We start from the raw sequence: 19,579 nt of genomic DNA, 5'->3' as shown, positions 1-19,579 counted from the left end.
CATGGTCGGACTTCCTACTTTAGGGTGTCCTCAGGTCCATGGTGTCAGGGAAGCCGGTGCGAATCCGGCGCGGTCCCGCCACTGTGACCGGGGAGCGACGCCCCACTTCAAGGCCACTGGCGCGAGCCGGGAAGGCCGGGGCGGCCGTCGATCCGGGAGCCAGGATACCGGCCATGGACAGCCGTGTTCGTCCACGAGGATGGAGCTGAACGCATGCGGATTCGTCCTGCCTGCGCGAAAGTCGCCGACCGCCCGCCTCCGGCGCGGTAGGTCCGTCCTGCCCTGAGCCCGGTCGCCCCACGAGGCGCGACCCGGGCGGTTCAGTCCTGCGCTCCTTCGCGAAAGGCATGCCATGACCACCGAACTCCACCACTTCGTCGCCGGGAAACCGGTTCCGGGAACATCGGGCCGCTTCGGCGACGTCTTCGACCCCAGCACGGGTGCCGTCCAGGCCAGGGTTCCGCTGGCCACCGCGGCCGAGGTCGGCGCCGCGGTTGACGACGCGGCTCGTGCGCAGCGCGAGTGGGCGGCGTGGAACCCGCAGCGCCGTGCCAGGGTGCTAATGCGGTTCCTCGAGCTCGTCCGATCCGAAGAGGACAGTCTCGCGCGGTTGTTGTCCTCCGAGCACGGCAAGACCGTCGCCGACGCGAAGGGCGACATCCAGCGGGGGTTGGAGGTCGTCGAGTTCGCGATCGGCATCCCGCACCTGCTCAAGGGCGAGTACACCGACAGCGCGGGCACCGGCATCGACGTCTACTCGATGCGCCAACCGCTGGGCGTGGTGGCGGGCATCACCCCGTTCAACTTCCCCGCGATGATCCCGTTGTGGAAGGCCGCGCCCGCGATCGCCTGCGGGAACGCGTTCGTGCTCAAGCCCTCCGAGCGCGACCCGTCGGTGCCGCTGCGGTTGGCGGAGCTGTTCAGCGAGGCGGGTTTGCCGCCGGGGGTGTTCTCGGTGGTCAACGGGGACAGGGAAGCGGTGGACGCGCTGCTGACCGACCCACGCGTCGAGGCGATTGGGTTCGTCGGCTCGTCGGCGATCGCGGAGTACATCTACTCGACCGCCGCCGCGCACGGCAAACGCGCGCAATGCTTTGGCGGCGCCAAGAACCACATGGTCATCATGCCCGACGCGGACCTCGACCAGGTGGTCAACGCGCTGGTGGGCGCCGGGTACGGCTCGGCGGGCGAGCGGTGCATGGCGATCTCGGTGGCCGTTCCGGTCGGTCAGGCGACCGCGGACGCGCTGGTCGAGCGCCTCGCCGAGCAGGTGCGAACCCTCAAGGTGGGCGCGGCCCTGGACGAGACGGCGGACTTCGGGCCGCTGGTGACCGCCGAGGCGGTGAACCGGGTGCGCGACTACATCGACATCGGGGTGGCCGAGGGGGCCGAGCTGGTCGTCGACGGGCGTGGCCTGGTCGTTCCCGGCCACGAGAACGGGTTCTTCCTCGGCGGCAGCCTGTTCGACAAGGTCACGCCCGAGATGCGGATCTACCGGGAGGAGATCTTCGGCCCGGTGCTGACGATCGTCCGCGCGGACGACTACGAGGCCGCGCTGCGGCTGCCCAGTGAGCACGAGTACGGCAACGGCGTGGCGATCTTCACCCGCGACGGCGACACCGCGCGCGACTTCACCGCCAGGGTGAACACCGGCATGGTCGGGGTGAACGTGCCGATCCCGGTCCCGATCGCCTACCACACCTTCGGCGGCTGGAAGCGGTCCGGTTTCGGCGACCTCAACCAGCACGGGCCGGACTCGATCCGCTTCTACACCAAGACCAAGACGGTCACCTCCCGCTGGCCGTCCGGCGCAAAAGAAGGCGCCAGCTTCGTGATCCCCACGATGAAGTAGGCGACCGATGAGACTGACCGACGAACAGCGCGCGCTGCGCGAGACAGCGGCCGACTTCGCCGCCGAACACCTGGCCCCGCACGCGGTGGAATGGGACCAGGCCAAGCACTTCCCGGTCGACGTGCTCCGCAAAGCGGCCGAACTGGGCCTCGGCGGCCTTTACCTGCCCGAGGAGGTGGGCGGGTCCGAGCTCGGCAGGCTCGACGGCGTGCTCGTGTTCGAGGCGCTGGCCACCGGCTGCCCGTCGATCGCGGCGTACGTGTCGATCCACAACATGGTCGCCACGATGATCGACCGCTTCGGCACCGACGACCAGCGGCACCGCTACCTGCCCCGGATGTCCACCATGGACGCCATGGGCAGCTATTGCCTCACCGAACCCGACGCAGGCTCCGACGCCGCCGCGCTGAGCACCCGGGCACGCCGCGACGGCGACGAGTACGTGCTCGACGGGGTCAAGCAGTTCATCTCTGGCGCGGGCACCTCGGACGTCTACGTCGTGCTCGCCAGGACCGGCGGGCCGGGGGCGCGTGGGATCTCCGCGTTCATCGTCGACCGGGACACCCCCGGTGTGTCGTTCGGGCCCAACGAGGCCAAGATGGGCTGGAACGCCCAACCCACCCGCCAGGTCCTGTTCGAGGGCGCTCGCGTTCCCGCGTCGGCGATCCTGGGCGGCGAGGGCGTCGGGTTCGCGGTCGCCATGTCCGCTTTGGACGGTGGGCGGCTCAACATCGCCGCCTGCTCGCTCGGCGGCGGCGAGGCCGCGCTCGGCAAGGCGGTGCGGCACCTGACCGAACGCTCGGCGTTCGGCGCGAAACTCGTCGAGGCGCAGGCGTTGCGGTTCCGGTTGGCGGACATGCGCACCGGCCTGGAGGCGGCACGGACCCTGTTGTGGCGGGCCGCGGACGCGCTGGACCAGGGCGACGACAACGCCACCCAGCTCTCGGCGATGGCCAAGCGGCTGTGCACCGACACCGGGTTCGACGTGGCCAACGACGCGCTGCAACTGCACGGCGGCTACGGCTACCTCACCGAGTACGGCATCGAGAAGATCGTCCGCGACCTGCGGGTGCACCAGATCCTGGAAGGGACCAACGAGATCATGCGCGTCATCATCTCCCGCCGGATGCTGCGGGAGGCCTCGTGAGCGTCGACTTCGTGGTGCACAGCGGCATCGGCCACATCACCCTCAACCGGCCCAAGGCGCTCAACGCCCTCGACCACGCCATGGTCCTGGCCATCACCGAGCACCTCGACCGCTGGCGGCACGACCCGGCCGTTCGAGCGGTCCTGATCGAGGGTGCGGGCGACCGCGGCCTCTGCGCGGGCGGCGACATCCGGTCGATCTACGAGGACGCGCGCACCGGCGGGACGGCATCGTTGGCGTTCTGGGCCGACGAGTACCGGATGAACGCCGCGATCTCCCGCTACCCCAAGCCCTACATCGCGCTGATGGACGGCGTGGTCATGGGCGGCGGAGTGGGTGTGTCCGCGCACGGGCGCCACCGGGTGGTCACCGAGCGAACCAAGATCGCGATGCCCGAGGTCGGCATCGGCTTCGCGCCCGACGTTGGCGGCACCTACCTGCTGTCCCGCGCGCCGGGCCAGGCGGGCACCCACCTCGCTCTGACAGGCGCCGCGGTGGGCGGCGCCGACGCGATCCACTGTGGACTCGCCGACCACTACGTGCCGAGTGACCGGTTGCCCGACCTGCTGGACGCGCTCGCCACCCGCACACCGGACGAGGCAATTCGCACGGTCACCGAGCCCGCACCGCCAAGCCCGCTGGCGGCTGCTCAGGGGTGGATCGACCACTGCTACGCCCCCGACACCGTCGAGGAGATCCTCGACCGGCTGCGCGACGGCGGCGAGGCCGCGATCGCGGCGGCCAAGGAGATCGAGCAGAAGTCCCCGACGTCGCTGAAGGTGACCCTGCGGGCGCTGCGCAAGGCCATGACCCTGCCGGACCTGGAAACCGTGCTGGCCCAGGAGTACCGGACCTCGCACCGGGCGCTGCGGACCGCTGAACTGGTCGAGGGCATCCGGGCCCAGATCATCGACAAGGACCGCGCACCGCGCTGGTCCCCCGCCACGCTGGCCGAGGTGGGCGACGACCTGGTCGACAGCTACTTCGCCGATCTCGGCGCCGACGAGTGGGACGGGGGTTCCCGATGAGCGTGACCTTCCTCGGCCTGGGCAACATGGGCGGCCCGATGGCGGTGAACCTGCTGCGGGCGGGCGAGCGGGTCACCGGGTACGACCCGGTGACCGCCGCCCGCGCGGCGGCGGACGCGGCCGGGATCACCATCGCCGGGTCCGCGGTCACGGCGGTCGCGGGTGCCGACGTGGTGATCACGATGCTGCCCAGCGGCGCGCACGTGCTCGACTGCTACCGCGAGGTCGTGCCCCGCGCCAAGCCGGGCACCCTGTTCCTGGACTGCTCGACCATCGACGTCGCCGACGCCCGCGCCGCCGCGGAGATCGCCGCGGCCGCCGGTCACCTGGCCGTCGACGCGCCGGTCTCAGGTGGGGTGGTCGGTGCCGAAGCGGCCAAGTTGACCTTCATGGTCGGCGGGCCCGCCGAGGCGGTGGCGGCCGCGGAGCCGTACCTGCGGCACATGGGCGCCCGGTTCGTGCACTGCGGTGACGCGGGCACCGGTCAGGCCACGAAGATCTGCAACAACATGATCCTGGGCATCTCGATGATCGCCGTCAGCGAGGCCTTCGCCCTCGGCGCCCAGCTGGGGCTCACCGACCAGGCCCTGTTCGACGTGGCCTCGACCGCCTCCGGGCAGTGCTGGGCGCTGACCACGAACTGCCCCGTCCCCGGGCCGGTCCCGGCCAGCCCCGCCAACCGCGACTACACCGGCGGGTTCGCCAGCGGCCTGATGCTCAAGGACCTGCGCCTCGCCCAAGCCGCCGCCAGGGCCGCCGGGGTGGACACCGCCCTCGGGCAGCACGCCGCCGACCTGTACGCCCGGTTCGTCGACCTCGACGGCCCAGGCCGGGACTTCTCGGCGATCATCACCAGCCTCCGCGAGAACGGGACCGCATGACCAGCTACGAGACGATCACCGTCGACCGCCCGGCCGACCGGGTCGCCGTGATCACCCTCAACCGGCCCAAGGCCCTCAACGCGCTCAACCTGGCGGCGATGCGCGAGATCACCGCCGCCGCGGGCGAACTCGACCTCGACCCGGAGGTCGGCGCGATCGTGGTCACCGGGTCGGCCCGCGCGTTCGCGGCCGGGGCGGACATCAAGGAAATGGCCCCGCAGTCCTTCAGCGACGTCTACGCCGCGGACTGGTTCGCGGGCTGGGACGCGCTCACCCGCGTCCGGACACCCCTGATCGCAGCGGTCGCGGGCTACGCGCTCGGCGGCGGGTGCGAACTGGCGATGATGTGCGACCTGCTCATCGCCGCCGACACCGCCAAGTTCGGCCAGCCGGAGATCACCTTGGGCGTCATCCCCGGTATGGGCGGCTCCCAGCGGCTCACCCGCGCGATCGGCAAGGCCAAGGCGATGGACCTGTGCCTCACCGGCCGCACGATCGACGCGGTGGAAGCCGAACGCGCGGGCCTGGTGTCGCGGGTCGTTCCCGCCGACGACCTGCTCCAGGAAGCCGTGGCCGTGGCATCGACCATCGCGGCCATGTCCGCCCCGGCGGCGCGGATGGTCAAGGAGGTCGTCAACCGCGCCTTCGAGTCGTCGCTGAGCGAGGGCCTGCTGTTCGAACGCCGGGTGTTCCACTCGACCTTCGCCACGCACGACCAGAAGGAAGGAATGGCCGCCTTCACCGAGAAGCGCAAGCCGGACTTCCGCCACGCCTGACGGCCACACTGGTCCGTGGTTCCGTTTCCATCACCGACCCAGACGGGTCCGGTCTCAGTGTGCTGCCCCGGGCAGCAGGGCGACGATCTCGGCGATGATCACGTCGGGGTCGGTGATGGGGACGTAGTGGCCCGATCGCGGGGCGATGACGTGTTTGCCGCGCCGGGCCTGGGACACGCGGTGGGCGTGGGAAGCGTTGGCGGCGGCGCGGATCGCGGGGGTCATGCCGTTGCCGGGGAGGGCGCCGGAGATGACAGTCGTGGGGATGAGACGGGTGTCAGGTGGGTCGTGGCGCCAGGTGGCCAGGTGATCCAGGTAGGTGCGCGCCTGGTGGCGCTGAGTGCGCAGGACTCCCCTGGCGAATCCCTCGCGTTCCATGTCCCGCCGGGCGTCGGCGGGCAGGGCCGCGGTCTGCCACCGGAACAAGGGCCCGAGCAGGCCGACGGCGCTGAGCGCGGCGCCGACGCGGAGCGCGACCCGCTCGGCGCGGCGGAAGCGGGAGGTGAACAGGACGTCCGCTGCTTCGTCGGTGGGGTCGACCAGGACCAGGCCCGCGACGCGTTCGGGGCGGCGGGCGGCGGCGAGCCGGACAAGGGGACCGCCCGCGCTGTGGCCGACCAGGACGAAGGGACCGGGCCCGAAGTGGTCGAGCAGGTCGTTGAGGTCGTCGGCCATGCGCGGGAGCGTGCGGTCGGTCGGGTCCGGTGCGCTGCGGCCCAGGCCAGAGCGGTCGTAGACGATCGCGCGTGCGTGCGTGGCCACCCCGGGCTGCACCAACGCCCACGATGAGCGGCCCGCGCCGGAGCCCGCCTCGAACACCACGGTCGGGGCGTCGCGCCGAGGACCCGGCAGGACCATGGCGTACAGGCGTCGACCATCGGCGGTGGGCACCCATTCCGGCGTGCCCTGGGTGTGGCGGGTCATGGCTCAGACCATCGTGAACAGGTTGATGCGGTACATGTTCACCGTCGGTGGCAGCACCTTCGCCAGCAGCGGCATGCCCACGCGGTAACGCCACGGCCAGGCGCGGGCCATGCCCGGCTGCGGAGTAGCGAACGTGCGGCTTTCACGCAGCCGCAAACCCCACTGCTCCAGGGTTCGCGGGTCGTCGCAGGTCCACGTCATCCTGGCGTCCACGGCCTTGAACACCGGGTTGCGATCTTGGTTGGACATCATCAGCCTGCCCGCTGTGTCGATGCTGAGCGGGCAGCCGGGGAACCCGTCGGCCAGCCCGCGCACGGCCGCGCGGACCTGCTCGGCCTCGAAGTAGAGCAGCACGGCCTCGCTGAGGAAGAAGTACGGGCCGCCGGTGGCCGCGACCTGGTCGAACCAGTCGGTCTCCAGCACGGATCCCGCGATCATCGTGGACCGGTCGGTGTCGGCGAAGAACCGGCACCGCAGCTCGATCGTGTCAGGCAGGTCGAGGTCGAACCACCGCGCCCGCCCGTTGTCGAGCCGGTGCGACCGGGTGTTGAGGCCGACCCCGAGCTCGACCACCGTGCCCTCGGGGTGTTCCCGCAGGAACTCGGCGACCCAGCCGTCGAAGATGGCGCTGCGCAGCACCGAACCGCCCAGCGAGGGGCCGCGGAACTTGGCGAAGTCGTAGTCGATCAGCTCGACCATCTCGGCGGCTTTGCTGTCACCGAGGACCGACCGCTTGGCCCGCGCGTCGAGCGCCCGCCCGTAGAGCGGGATGAGGAGGATCTCCTGCACGGTACCCAGCCGGATCGCTTCCTTGGCCATACGAGTTAGCCCACCCTAAGTCATCTGAGACATCCTGTCTGAGTTTGCCGACGGGGCCGATCGACGTCAAGCACCCAACACCGCGTTGACCGCCGCGGCGCACCGGTTGGCGAGCTCCGCGCACTGCTCAGCGGTGATGACGAACGGCGGACCGAACACCAGCAAGTCGCCATCACGGCCGTTGGCGCAGCCGGTGGAGTGGTAGGCCAAGAGGCCGTTGTCCTTCGCGGCGGCCACCACCTGCTCGACGATGCGTTCCTGTCGGGGGAACGGCTGTCGGGTGTCGCGGTCGAGGACGAGTTCCACCGCCCACAGCAGGCCGAGACCGCGGATGTCCCCGACCGCCCAGTGCCGGTCCAGCTCCCGGTGCAGGGCGGTGCCGAGGTCGTGGCCTCGACCGGGGACGTGCGGAACCAGGTGCCGTAGTTCGCGCAGGACGGCGAGTCCGGCCGCGGCGCCTACGGGGTGGTGGGAGTAGGTGAAGCCGTGGGTGAACCCACTGGCCGCCACGACGTCGTGGACTTCGCCGGAGCTCACGGTGAGGCCGAGGGGCCAGTAGCCGGAGGCGGCTCCCTTGGCGGCGACCAGGATGTCCGGACGCAGGTTCCAGTGATCGCAGGCGAACCAGGGGCCGGTGCGGCCGAACCCGGTCATGACCTCGTCGGCGATCAGCAGGACGCCGTGCGCCTGGCAGACGTCCACGATGGCGGGCCAGTACTCGTCCGGCGGGACGCAGGCGCCGAGCGCGGCGCCCGCGATGGGTTCGGCGATGAACGCGGCGACCTGGTCGGGTCCGATGTCGGTGATCAGGCGGTCCAGGTGGGCGGCGTGACGGGCGGCGCAGCCGTGGGGGTGGTCGTCGGGGAACGGGCAGCGGTATTCGTAAGGGGCCGTCGTGTGCATCGCGTGCGCGAGCCAGGGCAGGTACGGCGCGCGCAGGCCCGGCCGGCCGGACACGTCGAGCGCGCCGCGGGTGTTGCCGTGGTACGAGCCGTGCCGCCCGATGATCACGGACCGGTTCTGGCCGCGGCCCAGGTGGTACGCGCGGGCGAGCTTGATCGCGGTCTCCACGGCCTCGCTGCCACCGGACACCGGGTAGATCCGGGGGTCGTCGACCGGCAACAGCGGGGCGAGCTCGTCGGCGTAGGCATCGAGGGCTTGGGAGGTGAACGTGGTGCCGTGCACGTAGGCGACGGCGGCGGCCTGGGCGGCGATGGCGTCGACGACGGAGGTGACGCCGTGGCCGATCGAGGTCACCACCGCGCCACCGGACCCGTCGAGGTAGCGCCGCCCGTCGACGTCCACCAGTTCGGCGCCCTCCCCCGTGGCCACCACCGGCAGGTGATGGCCACGGGAGAACACGTGCTCGCTCACCGGCAGGCGTCGATCGCCTCGGCGAACACCCGCAGCGCGGCCTCCGCCTGCTCGGCGGTGACCACCAACGGCGGTGACATCCGGATCGTCGCCGCACCGCACTCCAGCACGAGCAGCCCACGCTCGAACGCGGCCTGCTGCACCGCATCGGCCAACTCTTGGGTGGCGAACTCGACCCCGATCATCAAGCCGATCCCGCGCACGTCGGTGACCACGTCGACTCGGGCGGCGAGCTTCGCCAGCCCCTCGAGCAACAGGGTGCCCACGGTCTCGGCGTTGCGCAGAAGCCCCTCTGCGGCAATGGTTTCCAGCGTGGCGATGCCAGCCGCGCACGGAATCGGACTGCCGCCGTAGGTCGACCCGTGCGCACCGGCACCCCAGGCGAGCATCAGCTCCTCGCGGGCGATGAACGCGCCCAGCGGCAGGCCGGAGGCGATTCCCTTGGCGCTGATGAGCACATCGGGCTCGACGCCGGTGTGCTCGATGGCCCACATCCGCCCGGTGCGGCCCATCCCGGACTGCACCTCATCGGCCACCAACAGGATCCCGTGCCGGTCGCACACCTCACGCAGCCGGGCCATCCACCCCGGTTCCGGCACCCGGTACCCGCCCTCGCCCTGGATGGGTTCGACGAACACAGCGGCCACCTCGGAAGCGGGGACCTGCTGGTCGAACAGCTGCTCCAAGGCGGCGAAGGTGTCGTCGGTGCCGAAGGGGACGTGCAGGACGCCGGGCAACAGCGGGCCGAAACCCTGGTGGTACTTGGCCTTCGACGCCGTGAGGGTGAGGGCGCCGTAGCTGCGGCCGTGGAACGCGCCGTGGAAGGCGATCACGTACGGCCGCCCGGTCGCCCGGCGGACGAGTTTGATCGCGCCCTCGACGGCCTCCGCGCCGGAGTTGGACAGGAACACCCGCACCGGACCGGACATCGGCGCGGTCTCGGCCAGGGCGGCGCACATCTGGGAGTAGATGGGCAGGTAGAAGTCGCTGGCCGAGTAATGCAGCAGTTCCCCGCTCTGCCGCCGCACCGCCTCGACCACGTGCGGGTGGGTGTGGCCGGTGGAGTTCACCGCGATGCCCGCGTTGAAGTCCAGGAACAGGTTGCCGTCCACGTCCTCGATGACCGAGCCGGACCCGCGCCGGGGCACCAACGGGTACGCGCGCGGCAGGGACGGGCTGGTGATCGCGCGGTCGCGGTCGAGGACCTCGCGGGCGAGCGGCCCCGGCAGCTCGGTGCGCAGCAGCGGGGCGGTCATCGCGACACCACCGTCCGGGACTGCTCGCGCAGGAACAGTTGTACGTAGTGTTCGCCGCCGCCCGCCTTGCCGGAACTGCCGGATCCCTTCCAGCCGCCGAAAGGCTGCACCCCCGGCCACGCACCGGTAGTGGCGCCCGCGGCCCGGTTGACGTACACGACACCCGCCTCAATCGTGTTCAGGAACTGGTCAATCTCGTGCTCCTCGGCCGAGAAGAACCCCGCCGTCAAGCCGAGAACCGAGTTGTTGGCCAACGCGAGAGCCTCCTCCAATGAATCCACAGGGGCGACGGCGACGAACGGCACGAACAGCTCGTCGGTGAACAACCGATCGTCGACCGGCACATCGGCGACGACCGTGGGCGCGACGAAGTTCCCCTTGCCGCGCACTACCTCTCCCCCAACCACCACCCGACCGACCTCGCGGGCGTGCTCCACAGCGACTTCGAACCGGCCCACGGCATCCCTGTCGATCACCGGCCCGACAAAGGTGCCGCGCTCGGTCGGGTCGCCCACCACCACGTCGACGGCGCGAGCGGCAAGGGCTTCCAGGAAGGGCTCGTACACCTCGCGTTGCACGTAGACCCGGGAGCAAGCCGAGCACTTCTGCCCGGAGAACCCGAACGCCGACCGCACCACCCCGGCCGCCGCGATGTCCAGATCGGCGCTCGCGGTGACGATGGCCGGGTTCTTGCCGCCCATCTCGCACAACACGGGCCTCGGGTAGGCGGTCGCGAAGTCGCGCTGAATGGCCATACCGGTCTCGTAGGACCCGGTGAAGGTCAACCCATCGACTCCCCGGTGGCCCACCACGGCGCGTCCGACGTCATCGCCACCGGGCAGCAGGTGCACGACATCGGCGGGAATTCCCGCGTCCAGCAGGCATTCGTGCAGCTTCAGCGCCGTGAAGGACCCCTGCTGGCTCGGCTTGAGCACCACGGTGTTGCCCGCGACCAGAGCCGCACCCACAGGCCCCGCCGCCAGCGCCATAGGGAAGTTGAACGGACTGATCACCGCCCACACCCCGTATGGCCGCAGCACGCTGCTCGTGTGCTCTTTGGCGGACAACCGCGCCATGTCCACCGCGAACCCGTCGTGCTTCTCGACTTGGTCGCAGTAGTACCGGATCAGATCAGCCGACTCCTCCACGTCACCGAGCGCTTCAAGCCGGTTCTTGCCCACCTCCAAGCTCATCAACGCCGCCAACTCCGGGCATCGATCACTGATGAGCTCCGCAGCGGCCCGCAGCAGCCGAACCCGCTCCTGCCAAGACCTCGCCGCCCACTCGGGCGCGGCAACCGCCGCCGAGCGGACAGCTTCATCCACATCGGACTCCGTGGCGGCGTGCACCGTGCACAACGTGAGAGCCGGATCGGCGGGACTGACCACAGTGAACGGTTCGCCGTTACCGGGGAAGGTCGCACCCAGCCACGACCGGGCGGTGCGCAAGCCTTCTTCGTAACCCAGGTGTAGATCTTCGTTGTCGGAGGACAACGTGGCATACGTGACGCGCGTCAAGGGTTCTCCAGGCAGCGTGAACACGACCGCGCACCAAGGCGGCCGTGCGTGAAGGGGACCGCGCGCGAGATCAGCGCGGGTCGGTGTGGACGCGGGAACGCGTCAGAGCGAGGTCCACCCGCCGAGCGCGCGCGGCATCAGCAGCTGTCGGGTACCGAAGGGTCCCATCGCGGGGTCAGCTCCATCCTCGTGGAACACGCCGTCCATCCCCGGCCGGCAACCTGACTCCCGGGCTCACACCCGATCACAGTGGCGGGACCGCGCCGGATTCACACCGGCTTCCCCGTACCGAGGGCTTACCCGCACAGTTATAGCAGGCCACACGCCCTCGGGACCATTGGCCCCTCATCCCAGCGGCGGATACGGCAAACAACCTGCTGCCCGTACCCGTAGGCGCCTCAAGGTCAAACACGGTGCCGCCACATCCCCCGCCGCATGGTCTTCATGGGCGCATCAACGACAGGGCACGCCGCTGTTGGCGACCTCCGGCTTCAACACGCGGACGACTGAGTGTTCAACCCAACCAGCGCCGCCAACACCCTGCTTAGCGGCCCTACACTCTGCACCATGCGGCACCCGCCCCACATCAGCGCCAACCGCGACCGACCCGAGCAGGCGTCAATCACGTTCCAGAAGTGAATGAAAACCGAGGCCCCGGCCGACAACGTGCCTGGTCAGCAAGTGTGCTCCCCGCGCGAGCGGGGCTGTTCCCGGTTGCCACCCTGGCCGACCGGCATGAGACCAGTGCTCCCCGCGCGAGCGGGGCTGTTCCCCGGCATCGTGGCACTGGTTGGCGTCGAGTGTGGTGCTCCCCGCGCGAGCGGGGCTGTTCCTGCCTCGACGTCCTGCTCGGTCAGGGACTGCTGGTGCTCCCCGCGCGAGCGGGGCTGTTCCCTTGCCGGTCCGGCCGCCCCTGGAACTGGCGGAGTGCTCCCCGCGCGAGCGGGGCTGTTCCCCAGCCGCGGTTCGGCGTCGCGGCCAGCTCGTCGTGCTCCCCGCGCGAGCGGGGCTGTTCCCGGCAGGGGCTCGTTCGTGCCCCGGTAGCGGCGGTGCTCCCCGCGCGAGCGGGGCTGTTCCCGACTGCTCGATCCCCTCGGGTTCGCCGAGCGGGTGCTCCCCGCGCGAGCGGGGCTGTTCCCCCCTCGCGCAGCACGCGGTGCCCGTCCAGGTGGTGCTCCCCGCGCAGGCGGGGCTGTTCTCGACATCCCGGGAACGTTCAACTTGAACCGGTTGTGCTCCCCGCCCATGCCGGGCTGTTCCAGAGCACCCTCGCCACGTGGCTGTGGCGGTCGACGAACCCGGGGCCGATGGTGCTCACCGGCCCGTCGGTGGTCAGCCCGCTCGGCGCCGCGCCAGGCGGACCTGGACGGCGGTGGTGATGGGGGTGTGGCCGGACCAGTGCTCGGTCGAGCCGTCGGTGAGGCGGAGGGTCAGGGTGTGCAGGTGGCCTGCGTCCAGGGCGGTGAGGTGGGTGCAGACGTCTGGGAGGTGTGGGTCGTGGGTGGTGGCGTGGAGCATGCGGTGGATGGCGGTGCTCACGCAGTGGGTTGCCGCGGTTTCGTCGCCCGCGTGCCGGGACCGCTCGCGCTGCCACGAGGTGCCCAGGAGGAGCCGTGCGGTGTTCCACGCGTCGACGACCGCCGCGTTTGAGGTGATCTGGGGGGCGGCGAGCTCGGCGCGGTCGCGGTGGTGGGCGGACCAGACGACGACAACACCCGCGGTGAAGTCTCCGGCCAGTGCCGGGTCGGTGGCGACCGAGCCCAGGCTGGACACCGCGTCGAGGGTCTCGGCGGCGATGTCGTCGGTGCGCAGCGGGAGCACGACCACCAGGCAGTCGAGGCCGCCGGTGATCTCCCACGGGTCGACGAGCCGAGCGGTGGGACCGAGGGCACGTGCGACCTGGCCTGCCAGCGGGCCGCCGTGACCGTCGAGCACGCCGAGGCCGCCGACCGGGGGCGGGGCGGCGGGGGCGCTGCGGCGCCACGGCAGGCGGATCACGCGGGGCCCGTCATGAGGAAGAGCTCGACCTTCACCGTTCCGGGCGCGCCCTCGTCACCCAGGTACGGCCGGATCTGCTCGACGCGCGGCAGCCGCGGCACCCTTCCGACGACGATGTCGGTCAGCTGGCGGGACACGTCGGTGCCGCTGAAGCCGCCGCGCTCCTTGCCGAAGAGCAGGATGAGACCGATCCGCTGGTCGGGACCGAGCAGCGCGTTCAGCTGGTCCTGAAAGGACTCGAGCGCCCCAGCGCCGTTCGCGGGCACGAGGACGAAGAACACCACGGTGTCCAGCCGCAACCCGCTCGCCGTGGGCGTGGTGGTCGTGACGGGCGGCGGCGAGGACGTCGTGGGGGGCGTGGTGGTGGTGACCGGGGCACCTGGGTCCGCCGCCACCCGGGGCGGGGGCAGCGCCTCCGAACCGAACGCGATGACGACGAGCACGAGCGCCAACTCGGCGAACAGCCAGCCCGCCACACCGAGCGCGCCGTGGTCGCCGCGATCGCGGTACCGCTTCCTCATGCCCGGTCCTCGGCGGGCGCGTGACCGGCGTCGAGCAGTGGCGGCGGCAGGAAGTCCGCCACCCGGTGGTCCGCGGGCTCGGTGGCCTCCGCGCGGTGCTCGGCGTCGGCGGCCCGGAGCCCGTCGGCGACCATGGCGAGCCAGTTGACCTCGTGGATCGCGTCGCGGAGCTGCTCGCTGGTCTTGCGCAGGGCCGCGGTCACCGGGCCCAGGTCGCGGGCGGCGGACTCGACGTGCGCCGCGGCCGAGGTGAACGGCTGCTCGGCCGAGTCGACCGCCGTGCGCTGCTCGGCGGTCGCCGTGACCAGCGCACGCGCTTCGGTCAACTCGGCGGTGAAGGTGTCCAGCACCTGGGCGGCCTTCGCGGCGGCGGTGGCAGCGGTCGTGGCCGCCTTCCCGACGTCGGCGGCGAGTGCGGTCATCGGTGCCGTGACTTCGGCCAGGGTGGCGGTGTCGCGCTCGATGCGCTGCTGCACCTCACCGAGTTGGACGGCGTGCGCGCCCAGGTGCGGCAGCCCGTCGAGCAGCTTGCTGACGGCGGTCCCGAGTTCCTGCACGGTCGTGACCGCGCCTGCCAGCCGCTCGGACGCGGCCCCGAAGCGGCGGGCCGCGGTGGTCAGCTCCGCGCCCAGCCGCTGGACGTGCTCACTGCCGTCGGCGGCCGGGCGGGCCGCCCACAGGACCGCGAGCGGGCGCAGCAGGTCGGCCTCCAGCCGCTGCACCCGGCGGTCGGTGGCGTCGGCCCGCTTCCGGGCCCGGGCGGGCTTGACGTAGCGGACCATGATGCCCAGCACGGTGGCCACGATGAGCGCGGAGAGCAGCAGGGGTCCTAAGTAGACCGGGAGGCTGAGCCAGTAGGCGAAGAACGGCGGCCGGTCGGCCACCTCCGGGGCCAGGTCGCTGTTGAGGTACATCACTTCGGCGCCACCCAGGACGGCCCAGGTGAGCACCACCGGGATCAGCGCGAGCGACGCGCCCGGCTGCGGCAGCGGGACGTCGCACACGGCGCGCAGGAACCCCGGTTCGCGCAACCGCCACAGGTCCGCGTCGCGTTCGACCTGGCCCGATCCGGCCGCGACCTGCTTCGCCTGGGCCTTCGCCAACTCGAAGAGGGCGTCGAGCTGTGCCAGGTGCGCGGGCCGTGTCCTGCTCGCACGGTTGAGGACCGTGAGTTCGCGCGCGGCGAGGGTGGTCAGCTGGTCGACTGAGTGTGCCGCTTCTGCGGTGTTCATCTGGTCTGGTCCCGGGTCCCTAGTGGAAGGTGCTCGTCAGGAAGACGACAAGGTAGATGACGGCGCCCAAGACGAGGAGCGCCGCGACCAAGGCGCCGATCACCTTGGCGTGCGGGAACCGGGTGGGCTTCGCCCGGTATTCGTCAGCAGTCATGTGGCCCTCGTCTTCCGTTTGCTCAACGCTCGTCTGGCCAGCGCGCGTGGGTTCCGGGGGCCACGGGGTGTCGTCGACACGACCGGCAGGCAGGGCGTCCTCCTCGTCGGCCGCTGGTTTCGCGCGGCGGAACATCCGGCCGAAGCCGGATAGGTCCAACTTGATGGCGCCGCGCTTCTTCCGCGGGGCCTGCGGCGTTTCCGCGCCGGGGGCCTGGGGTGAGTCCGCGTCGGGAGCGGTGGCCGGGAAGGCGAGGCCAAGTCGGGCGAGTTTCGTCGCGAACTCGGCCTCGACTTGCCCGCGCATGGCCGACAGTTTGGCGTCGTACTTGGCCGTGGCGTCTATCCGCGCCTGCGTTCGGGCATCGTGCACCTCATCGCGATGCCTGTCCTCCACGGTCTTCGCCAGCGCGGCGGCTCGGGAGCGCACAGTGTCCACGGCCCTCTTCCCGCGCCGCTGCTCCGCCTCCACGGCAGCGGCGCGCTGGTTCTCGCTGGCCTTCTTCTCCTTGACAAGACGGGTTTCGAGCTCCTTCACCTCCCTGACCCGCGCCGTTGTCTGGGCACGCTCGGTCTTGAGCTCCGCGTCGAGCAGCCGGACCTTCTGCTGCTCCTCCGCTAGTTCGACGATCCGGGCGTCGTCCAACTCCCGCAACCGGGTCGTCGCCGTCGCCAGCACGGTGGTGAAGCCTGCGAAGGACTTCGCCGGTTCCTGCGACGCCGCAGCGGTCCGCACGGCGGCCAAGGACAGGTCCAGGCTCGGGGACTCGCCTTGTTTGCGCAGCGCGTGGGAACCCAGCACGAGCACGGACTCCCGCAGTTCCTGGCTCTCCGTCGCCTGCCACGCGGTGAGCAGCCAGGTGGACACCGAGTCGCCGAACCCCTCGGGAGTCGCCTCGTGCCGCTCCAGCACCGCGCGCAGGACGTGCCGCTGCTCGGTCGCGGTCTCCAGCGGGCGCAGCAGGTCGATCGCGCGTGCGGGCTCCTGGGGGCCGAGGAGAGCGAGGACGGTCAGCAGGCCCTCGGCGCGGTCGTCGGCCGCGAGCAGGTATCGACCTGCCAGCGGTCCGAGACCGCCGGTCACGCGCACCTCCTCGGCCACCTGCTCGGGAGTGATCGGGAACAGGTCGGCGAGGGCGGGGTCGAGCTCGTCGAGTCCCAGTGCGAGGAACCACGCGCGCTGCCGCACCCGCTCCGGCACCCCGGCGTGGTCGACCAGGTCCCGGACGAGGTTGACCCGGTCCTCCTCGGTCGGGCAGCGCCGAAGGACCAGGGTGACGGACGCGTCGAACCAGTCCGGGTCCGCGTCGCGCGATCCGGGGATCCGGAGCACTTGGGCCTGCGGCTTGGCCTCGTGCAGCTCCAGCAGCCGTTCGAAGACGACGTCCTCGAACGGCGCGGGCACCGAGCGGCCGGACAGCCTGTCGATCGCACCATCCGGTGTGGACTCGACCCAGGCCGCCAGCACGGCGGAGTTCTCCGGTCGCAGGACCCGTTCGTCGGCGGCGTCGAGCGCGCCCGCGATCTCGTCCTGCCGCAGCAGCACGACTTTGTCGTGGGCGACCGCGGCCAGCAGGTCGCCCATGTTTGGCAGGTCGCGGTACTCGGGCATCGCCCCGCCACCCGCGGCGACGTCGACAAGCAGGTCCATCGCCCGCTCGGCCGAGTCGATGCCGTGCCACGTCGCGACCGCGGCTGTCGGGGTCAGCCAACTGTGCACTTCCCGCGCGAAGTCGTTGTCGCGCAGGTGTTCTGGCCAGTCACCGGTGACGTGCGGGTGGCTGCGGCCCATCGGGACCTCCACCAGGTAGGTGCTCCACACCCGATTGAGCACGACCGGTTCCGGCAGGACCCGCAGCAGCGCGGCGATCGCGGCCGGGACCTCCCCGACGGCCGCGGGGAGCCGCACCCGCTCCTGCCCTGCGGCCAGGGCCCGCAGCACCGGCTCGATCGCGTCGGACGGCACCCGGGCGGGTCCGACTGCTTCTGGCAGACCGTCCTGCGCGACACTCCACGGGATCAGCCCCTCGCCCGCCACGACCGCGGCCGTGCCACTGGCCCACAGGTCGGCCGGGGCGACCGGGCCGACCGGGGCGAACAGGAACTGGCACACCCCGGTCCGACCGATCCGGCCGCCCTTGACCTGCACCGAGAAGCACCAGTGCGCGCCGAGGTCGGGCACGTCGACCCGGCGCAGCCCGAGCGCGGGGTGCGCGGCGATGTCGCCGAGCTTGGCGGGTGGTTGCTGGACCCCGCTCGGGTGGTGGACCAAGGCGTGCGCGGCGTCCCGGAACGGCCGCTCGACCTCGGCCAGGCTCCCCTCGCGGACCGGGGTGAACCCGCGGCCCGCGTGCCCGCCCCACTGGACGAACGCGACCGCGATCACGGCCGCGCCCCGGCGAGCAGGGCCAGCTTGAGCTGCACCAGGGCGGCGGACGGGGCAGCGGCCGCCGGGAACGTGCGGCTCTTGATGGGCTGGAAGTGCTTGTCGGATCCGGGCAGCAAAAGGGGCACCTCGCCGAAGGGGGAGCACAGGAAGAACCGGGTGTCGCGCCAGTGCTGGTCGAGCAGCTCGTTGACCGGCCCGCCCAGGCCGAGTCCGTGCACCAGGCCGCAGGTGATGGCGGACATGACCAGGTCGCGTTGGCGCAGCACACCCGCCTCACCGGGGATGAGCGAGGCGGCGACGTGGTCGGACAGCGACGGTACGGCGATCCTGTTCGCCAGCTCGGTCTCGGACTTGCCCGCGGGCACGGTGATCACGTCCGCGCCACCGTCGTGGACCAGGTTCCACAACCGCTCGCGCTCGCTGTAGTGGGCGACCATCGCCCGCGCGACGTGCTGGGCGATCTCCTGCCGGATGGCCCGCACCCGCCACTCGCGGATCAGCTCGCCGATGACGCTGCGCCGCACCAGGTCGTCCACCATCGCGTTCGGCTTGGCGATGCACCGGTTGGCGACGCTGACCAGGAAGTCGGCCACGCCGTCGACGACCGCGTTCTCCGGCCCGAGCTCGTCGAGCCGCTTCCCGCCACCCAGGGCGTGTGCCACGAGGTCGGCCTTGGTCACGGCCACCAGGAGCCTGCGGGTGTTGGCGTCGTCGCCGCCGAAGTCGCCGTCGAGGGGCAACCGCTCGGCGATGTCGGCCTGCTGCATCCGCCGGTCGTGCAGGGCGGCGTCGAGTTCGGCGAGCGTGCCGGAGTCGGGGCGCGCGCTGCCCGCGGTCAACTGCTTGCGCACCTCGTCGTCGGGCAGGAAGTCGTAGAAGTCGTCCTCCACGATGGGGTCGACGACCCACACGAGGCAGCCGTAGTTGCGCAGCGCGCGCTGGCGGTACGCGTCGTCGTAGGTGTCGGCGTTGAAGAACTCGCCCGGCAGGTCGGCCATCGACACCAGGATCTGCGAGCCGCCCACGTCGTAGCGCTGCACGATGGGCTGGCGGACCGTGAGCCCCCACTCCTGGTCGACCCGCTCGGACTGCTCGGCGTGAATCCGCGAGATCTGGTCGACGATCTCCGCGCCGAGCTTGCGCGCCAGGTAGGTCAGCGGCAGCACCTCGCGCAGGTTCGTCTGGCTCAACGGGACACCGGACCGCAGCGAGGTCTGGTACTCGCGCAGCAGCGAGGTCATCGGGCCTTGTTCGAGCGCAGTCCCGTCCACCTTCACCAGCGGCGACGTGTTGTGCGCCCCGCGCTCGATGGGCCGCATGATGAACCGCTGCGCGAGGGTGCGCAGGAGCAGGTAGCTCTTGCCCGCCGCGACGGCGCCGACCATCGCGGCGCTGTCGAACCGGCGCATCGGGGCCGCGCTGCTGCGCACGCCGTGCACGTGGTGGTCGAGGAACAGGTGCCCGTCGCCGCAGATCCAGTACACGTCGCCGACGCGCTTCGGGTCGAAGTGCGGTGTCTGCCAGGAGCGGTCGGGGCGCGGGTCGGGGTGGCCTGCGGCGTCGAACAGGCTCAGCCGCCACTGGCGCTTGTCCGCGGCGTGGTGGCCGAGGTCCAGGCACAGGCTCGGCGGGCCGCCGGTGGGGGCGATGCCGAAGTCGTGCCCGCACGCCGGGCAGGCGGTGAAGCGGGCGAGGTTGCGGGGAGCGGTCAT

Annotated in this window: 15 protein-coding genes, 1 CRISPR repeat array and 2 riboswitches; of the genes, 5 read left to right on the top strand and 10 right to left on the bottom strand. The window is 71.4% G+C overall.

What is annotated here, in order from left to right; translation table 11 throughout:
• The first annotated feature begins 15 nt into the window (after positions 1 to 15).
• Positions 16 to 190, top strand: a riboswitch (cobalamin riboswitch).
• Between the two features lie 162 nt (positions 191 to 352).
• The 5 genes from JOD54_RS21140 to JOD54_RS21125 are packed head-to-tail and all read left to right on the top strand — an operon-like array spanning position 353 to position 5,684.
• Positions 353 to 1,852, top strand: coding sequence for a CoA-acylating methylmalonate-semialdehyde dehydrogenase (locus tag JOD54_RS21140; RefSeq protein ID WP_204452347.1), 1,500 nt, complete (start codon positions 353 to 355; stop codon positions 1,850 to 1,852).
• Between the two features lie 7 nt (positions 1,853 to 1,859).
• A complete protein-coding gene (locus tag JOD54_RS34410; RefSeq protein WP_239573456.1) occupies positions 1,860 to 2,999 on the top strand; it encodes an acyl-CoA dehydrogenase family protein in 1,140 nt (379 codons plus the stop codon).
• Complete coding sequence (locus JOD54_RS34405; protein ID WP_307860199.1) at positions 2,996 to 4,027, top strand: enoyl-CoA hydratase/isomerase family protein; 1,032 nt, start codon at positions 2,996 to 2,998, stop codon at positions 4,025 to 4,027. The genes JOD54_RS34410 and JOD54_RS34405 overlap by 4 nt, the downstream gene beginning before the upstream one ends.
• On the top strand, positions 4,024 to 4,908 hold the full coding sequence (mmsB, locus tag JOD54_RS21130; RefSeq protein WP_204452345.1) for a 3-hydroxyisobutyrate dehydrogenase: 885 nt from the start codon (positions 4,024 to 4,026) through the stop codon (positions 4,906 to 4,908). The genes JOD54_RS34405 and mmsB overlap by 4 nt, the downstream gene beginning before the upstream one ends.
• On the top strand, positions 4,905 to 5,684 hold the full coding sequence (locus JOD54_RS21125) for an enoyl-CoA hydratase (protein ID WP_204452343.1): 780 nt from the start codon (positions 4,905 to 4,907) through the stop codon (positions 5,682 to 5,684). The genes mmsB and JOD54_RS21125 overlap by 4 nt, the downstream gene beginning before the upstream one ends.
• Positions 5,685 to 5,738: 54 nt before the next feature.
• Here the strand turns inward: JOD54_RS21125 and JOD54_RS21120 are convergent, their stop codons facing one another.
• The 10 genes from JOD54_RS21120 to JOD54_RS21075 all read right to left on the bottom strand — a co-directional run bounded on the left by JOD54_RS21120 (position 5,739) and on the right by JOD54_RS21075 (position 19,579).
• A complete protein-coding gene (locus tag JOD54_RS21120) occupies positions 5,739 to 6,608 on the bottom strand; it encodes an alpha/beta fold hydrolase (RefSeq protein ID WP_204452342.1) in 870 nt (289 codons plus the stop codon).
• A 3-nt stretch (positions 6,609 to 6,611) separates the two neighbouring features.
• On the bottom strand, positions 6,612 to 7,427 hold the full coding sequence (locus tag JOD54_RS21115; protein WP_204452339.1) for a class I SAM-dependent methyltransferase: 816 nt from the start codon (positions 7,425 to 7,427) through the stop codon (positions 6,612 to 6,614).
• A gap of 66 nt (positions 7,428 to 7,493) precedes the next feature.
• Entirely contained in the window at positions 7,494 to 8,801 is a 1,308-nt protein-coding gene (locus JOD54_RS21110) for an aminotransferase family protein (RefSeq protein WP_307860198.1), read from the bottom strand.
• Positions 8,798 to 10,057 (bottom strand): aminotransferase class III-fold pyridoxal phosphate-dependent enzyme, encoded by a 1,260-nt coding sequence (locus JOD54_RS21105; RefSeq protein ID WP_204452337.1) that lies wholly within the window; start codon positions 10,055 to 10,057, stop codon positions 8,798 to 8,800. The genes JOD54_RS21110 and JOD54_RS21105 overlap by 4 nt, the downstream gene beginning before the upstream one ends.
• The gene (locus JOD54_RS21100) at positions 10,054 to 11,574 is read right to left on the bottom strand and encodes an aldehyde dehydrogenase family protein (protein ID WP_239573455.1); all 1,521 of its coding nucleotides are present in this window, start codon (positions 11,572 to 11,574) and stop codon (positions 10,054 to 10,056) included. Before JOD54_RS21100 ends, JOD54_RS21105 begins: the two co-directional genes overlap by 4 nt.
• Positions 11,575 to 11,768: 194 nt before the next feature.
• A riboswitch (cobalamin riboswitch) is annotated at positions 11,769 to 11,882 on the bottom strand.
• A 375-nt stretch (positions 11,883 to 12,257) separates the two neighbouring features.
• Positions 12,258 to 12,835: direct repeats of the CRISPR family, unit length 29 nt; unit sequence GTGCTCCCCGCGCGAGCGGGGCTGTTCCC.
• A 71-nt stretch (positions 12,836 to 12,906) separates the two neighbouring features.
• Positions 12,907 to 13,572: a hypothetical protein gene (locus tag JOD54_RS21095; RefSeq protein WP_204452335.1), complete on the bottom strand. Its 666-nt coding sequence runs from the start codon at positions 13,570 to 13,572 to the stop codon at positions 12,907 to 12,909.
• A complete protein-coding gene (locus tag JOD54_RS21090) occupies positions 13,569 to 14,093 on the bottom strand; it encodes a hypothetical protein (protein ID WP_204452333.1) in 525 nt (174 codons plus the stop codon). The genes JOD54_RS21095 and JOD54_RS21090 overlap by 4 nt, the downstream gene beginning before the upstream one ends.
• Positions 14,090 to 15,325, bottom strand: a complete 1,236-nt coding sequence (locus JOD54_RS21085) for a hypothetical protein (RefSeq protein WP_204452331.1) — start codon at positions 15,323 to 15,325, stop codon at positions 14,090 to 14,092. Before JOD54_RS21085 ends, JOD54_RS21090 begins: the two co-directional genes overlap by 4 nt.
• A 19-nt stretch (positions 15,326 to 15,344) precedes the next feature.
• Positions 15,345 to 17,864 carry a hypothetical protein gene (locus JOD54_RS21080; protein ID WP_204452328.1) on the bottom strand — a complete coding sequence of 840 codons (2,520 nt, stop codon included), beginning with the start codon at positions 17,862 to 17,864 and terminating at the stop codon, positions 15,345 to 15,347.
• Entirely contained in the window at positions 17,861 to 19,579 is a 1,719-nt protein-coding gene (locus tag JOD54_RS21075) for a hypothetical protein (protein WP_204452326.1), read from the bottom strand. Before JOD54_RS21075 ends, JOD54_RS21080 begins: the two co-directional genes overlap by 4 nt.

It is taken from the genome of Actinokineospora baliensis, from assembly GCF_016907695.1.
Classification (GTDB): Bacteria; Actinomycetota; Actinomycetes; order Mycobacteriales; family Pseudonocardiaceae; genus Actinokineospora; species Actinokineospora baliensis.
This window is presented reverse-complemented; position numbering and strand designations above follow the sequence as displayed.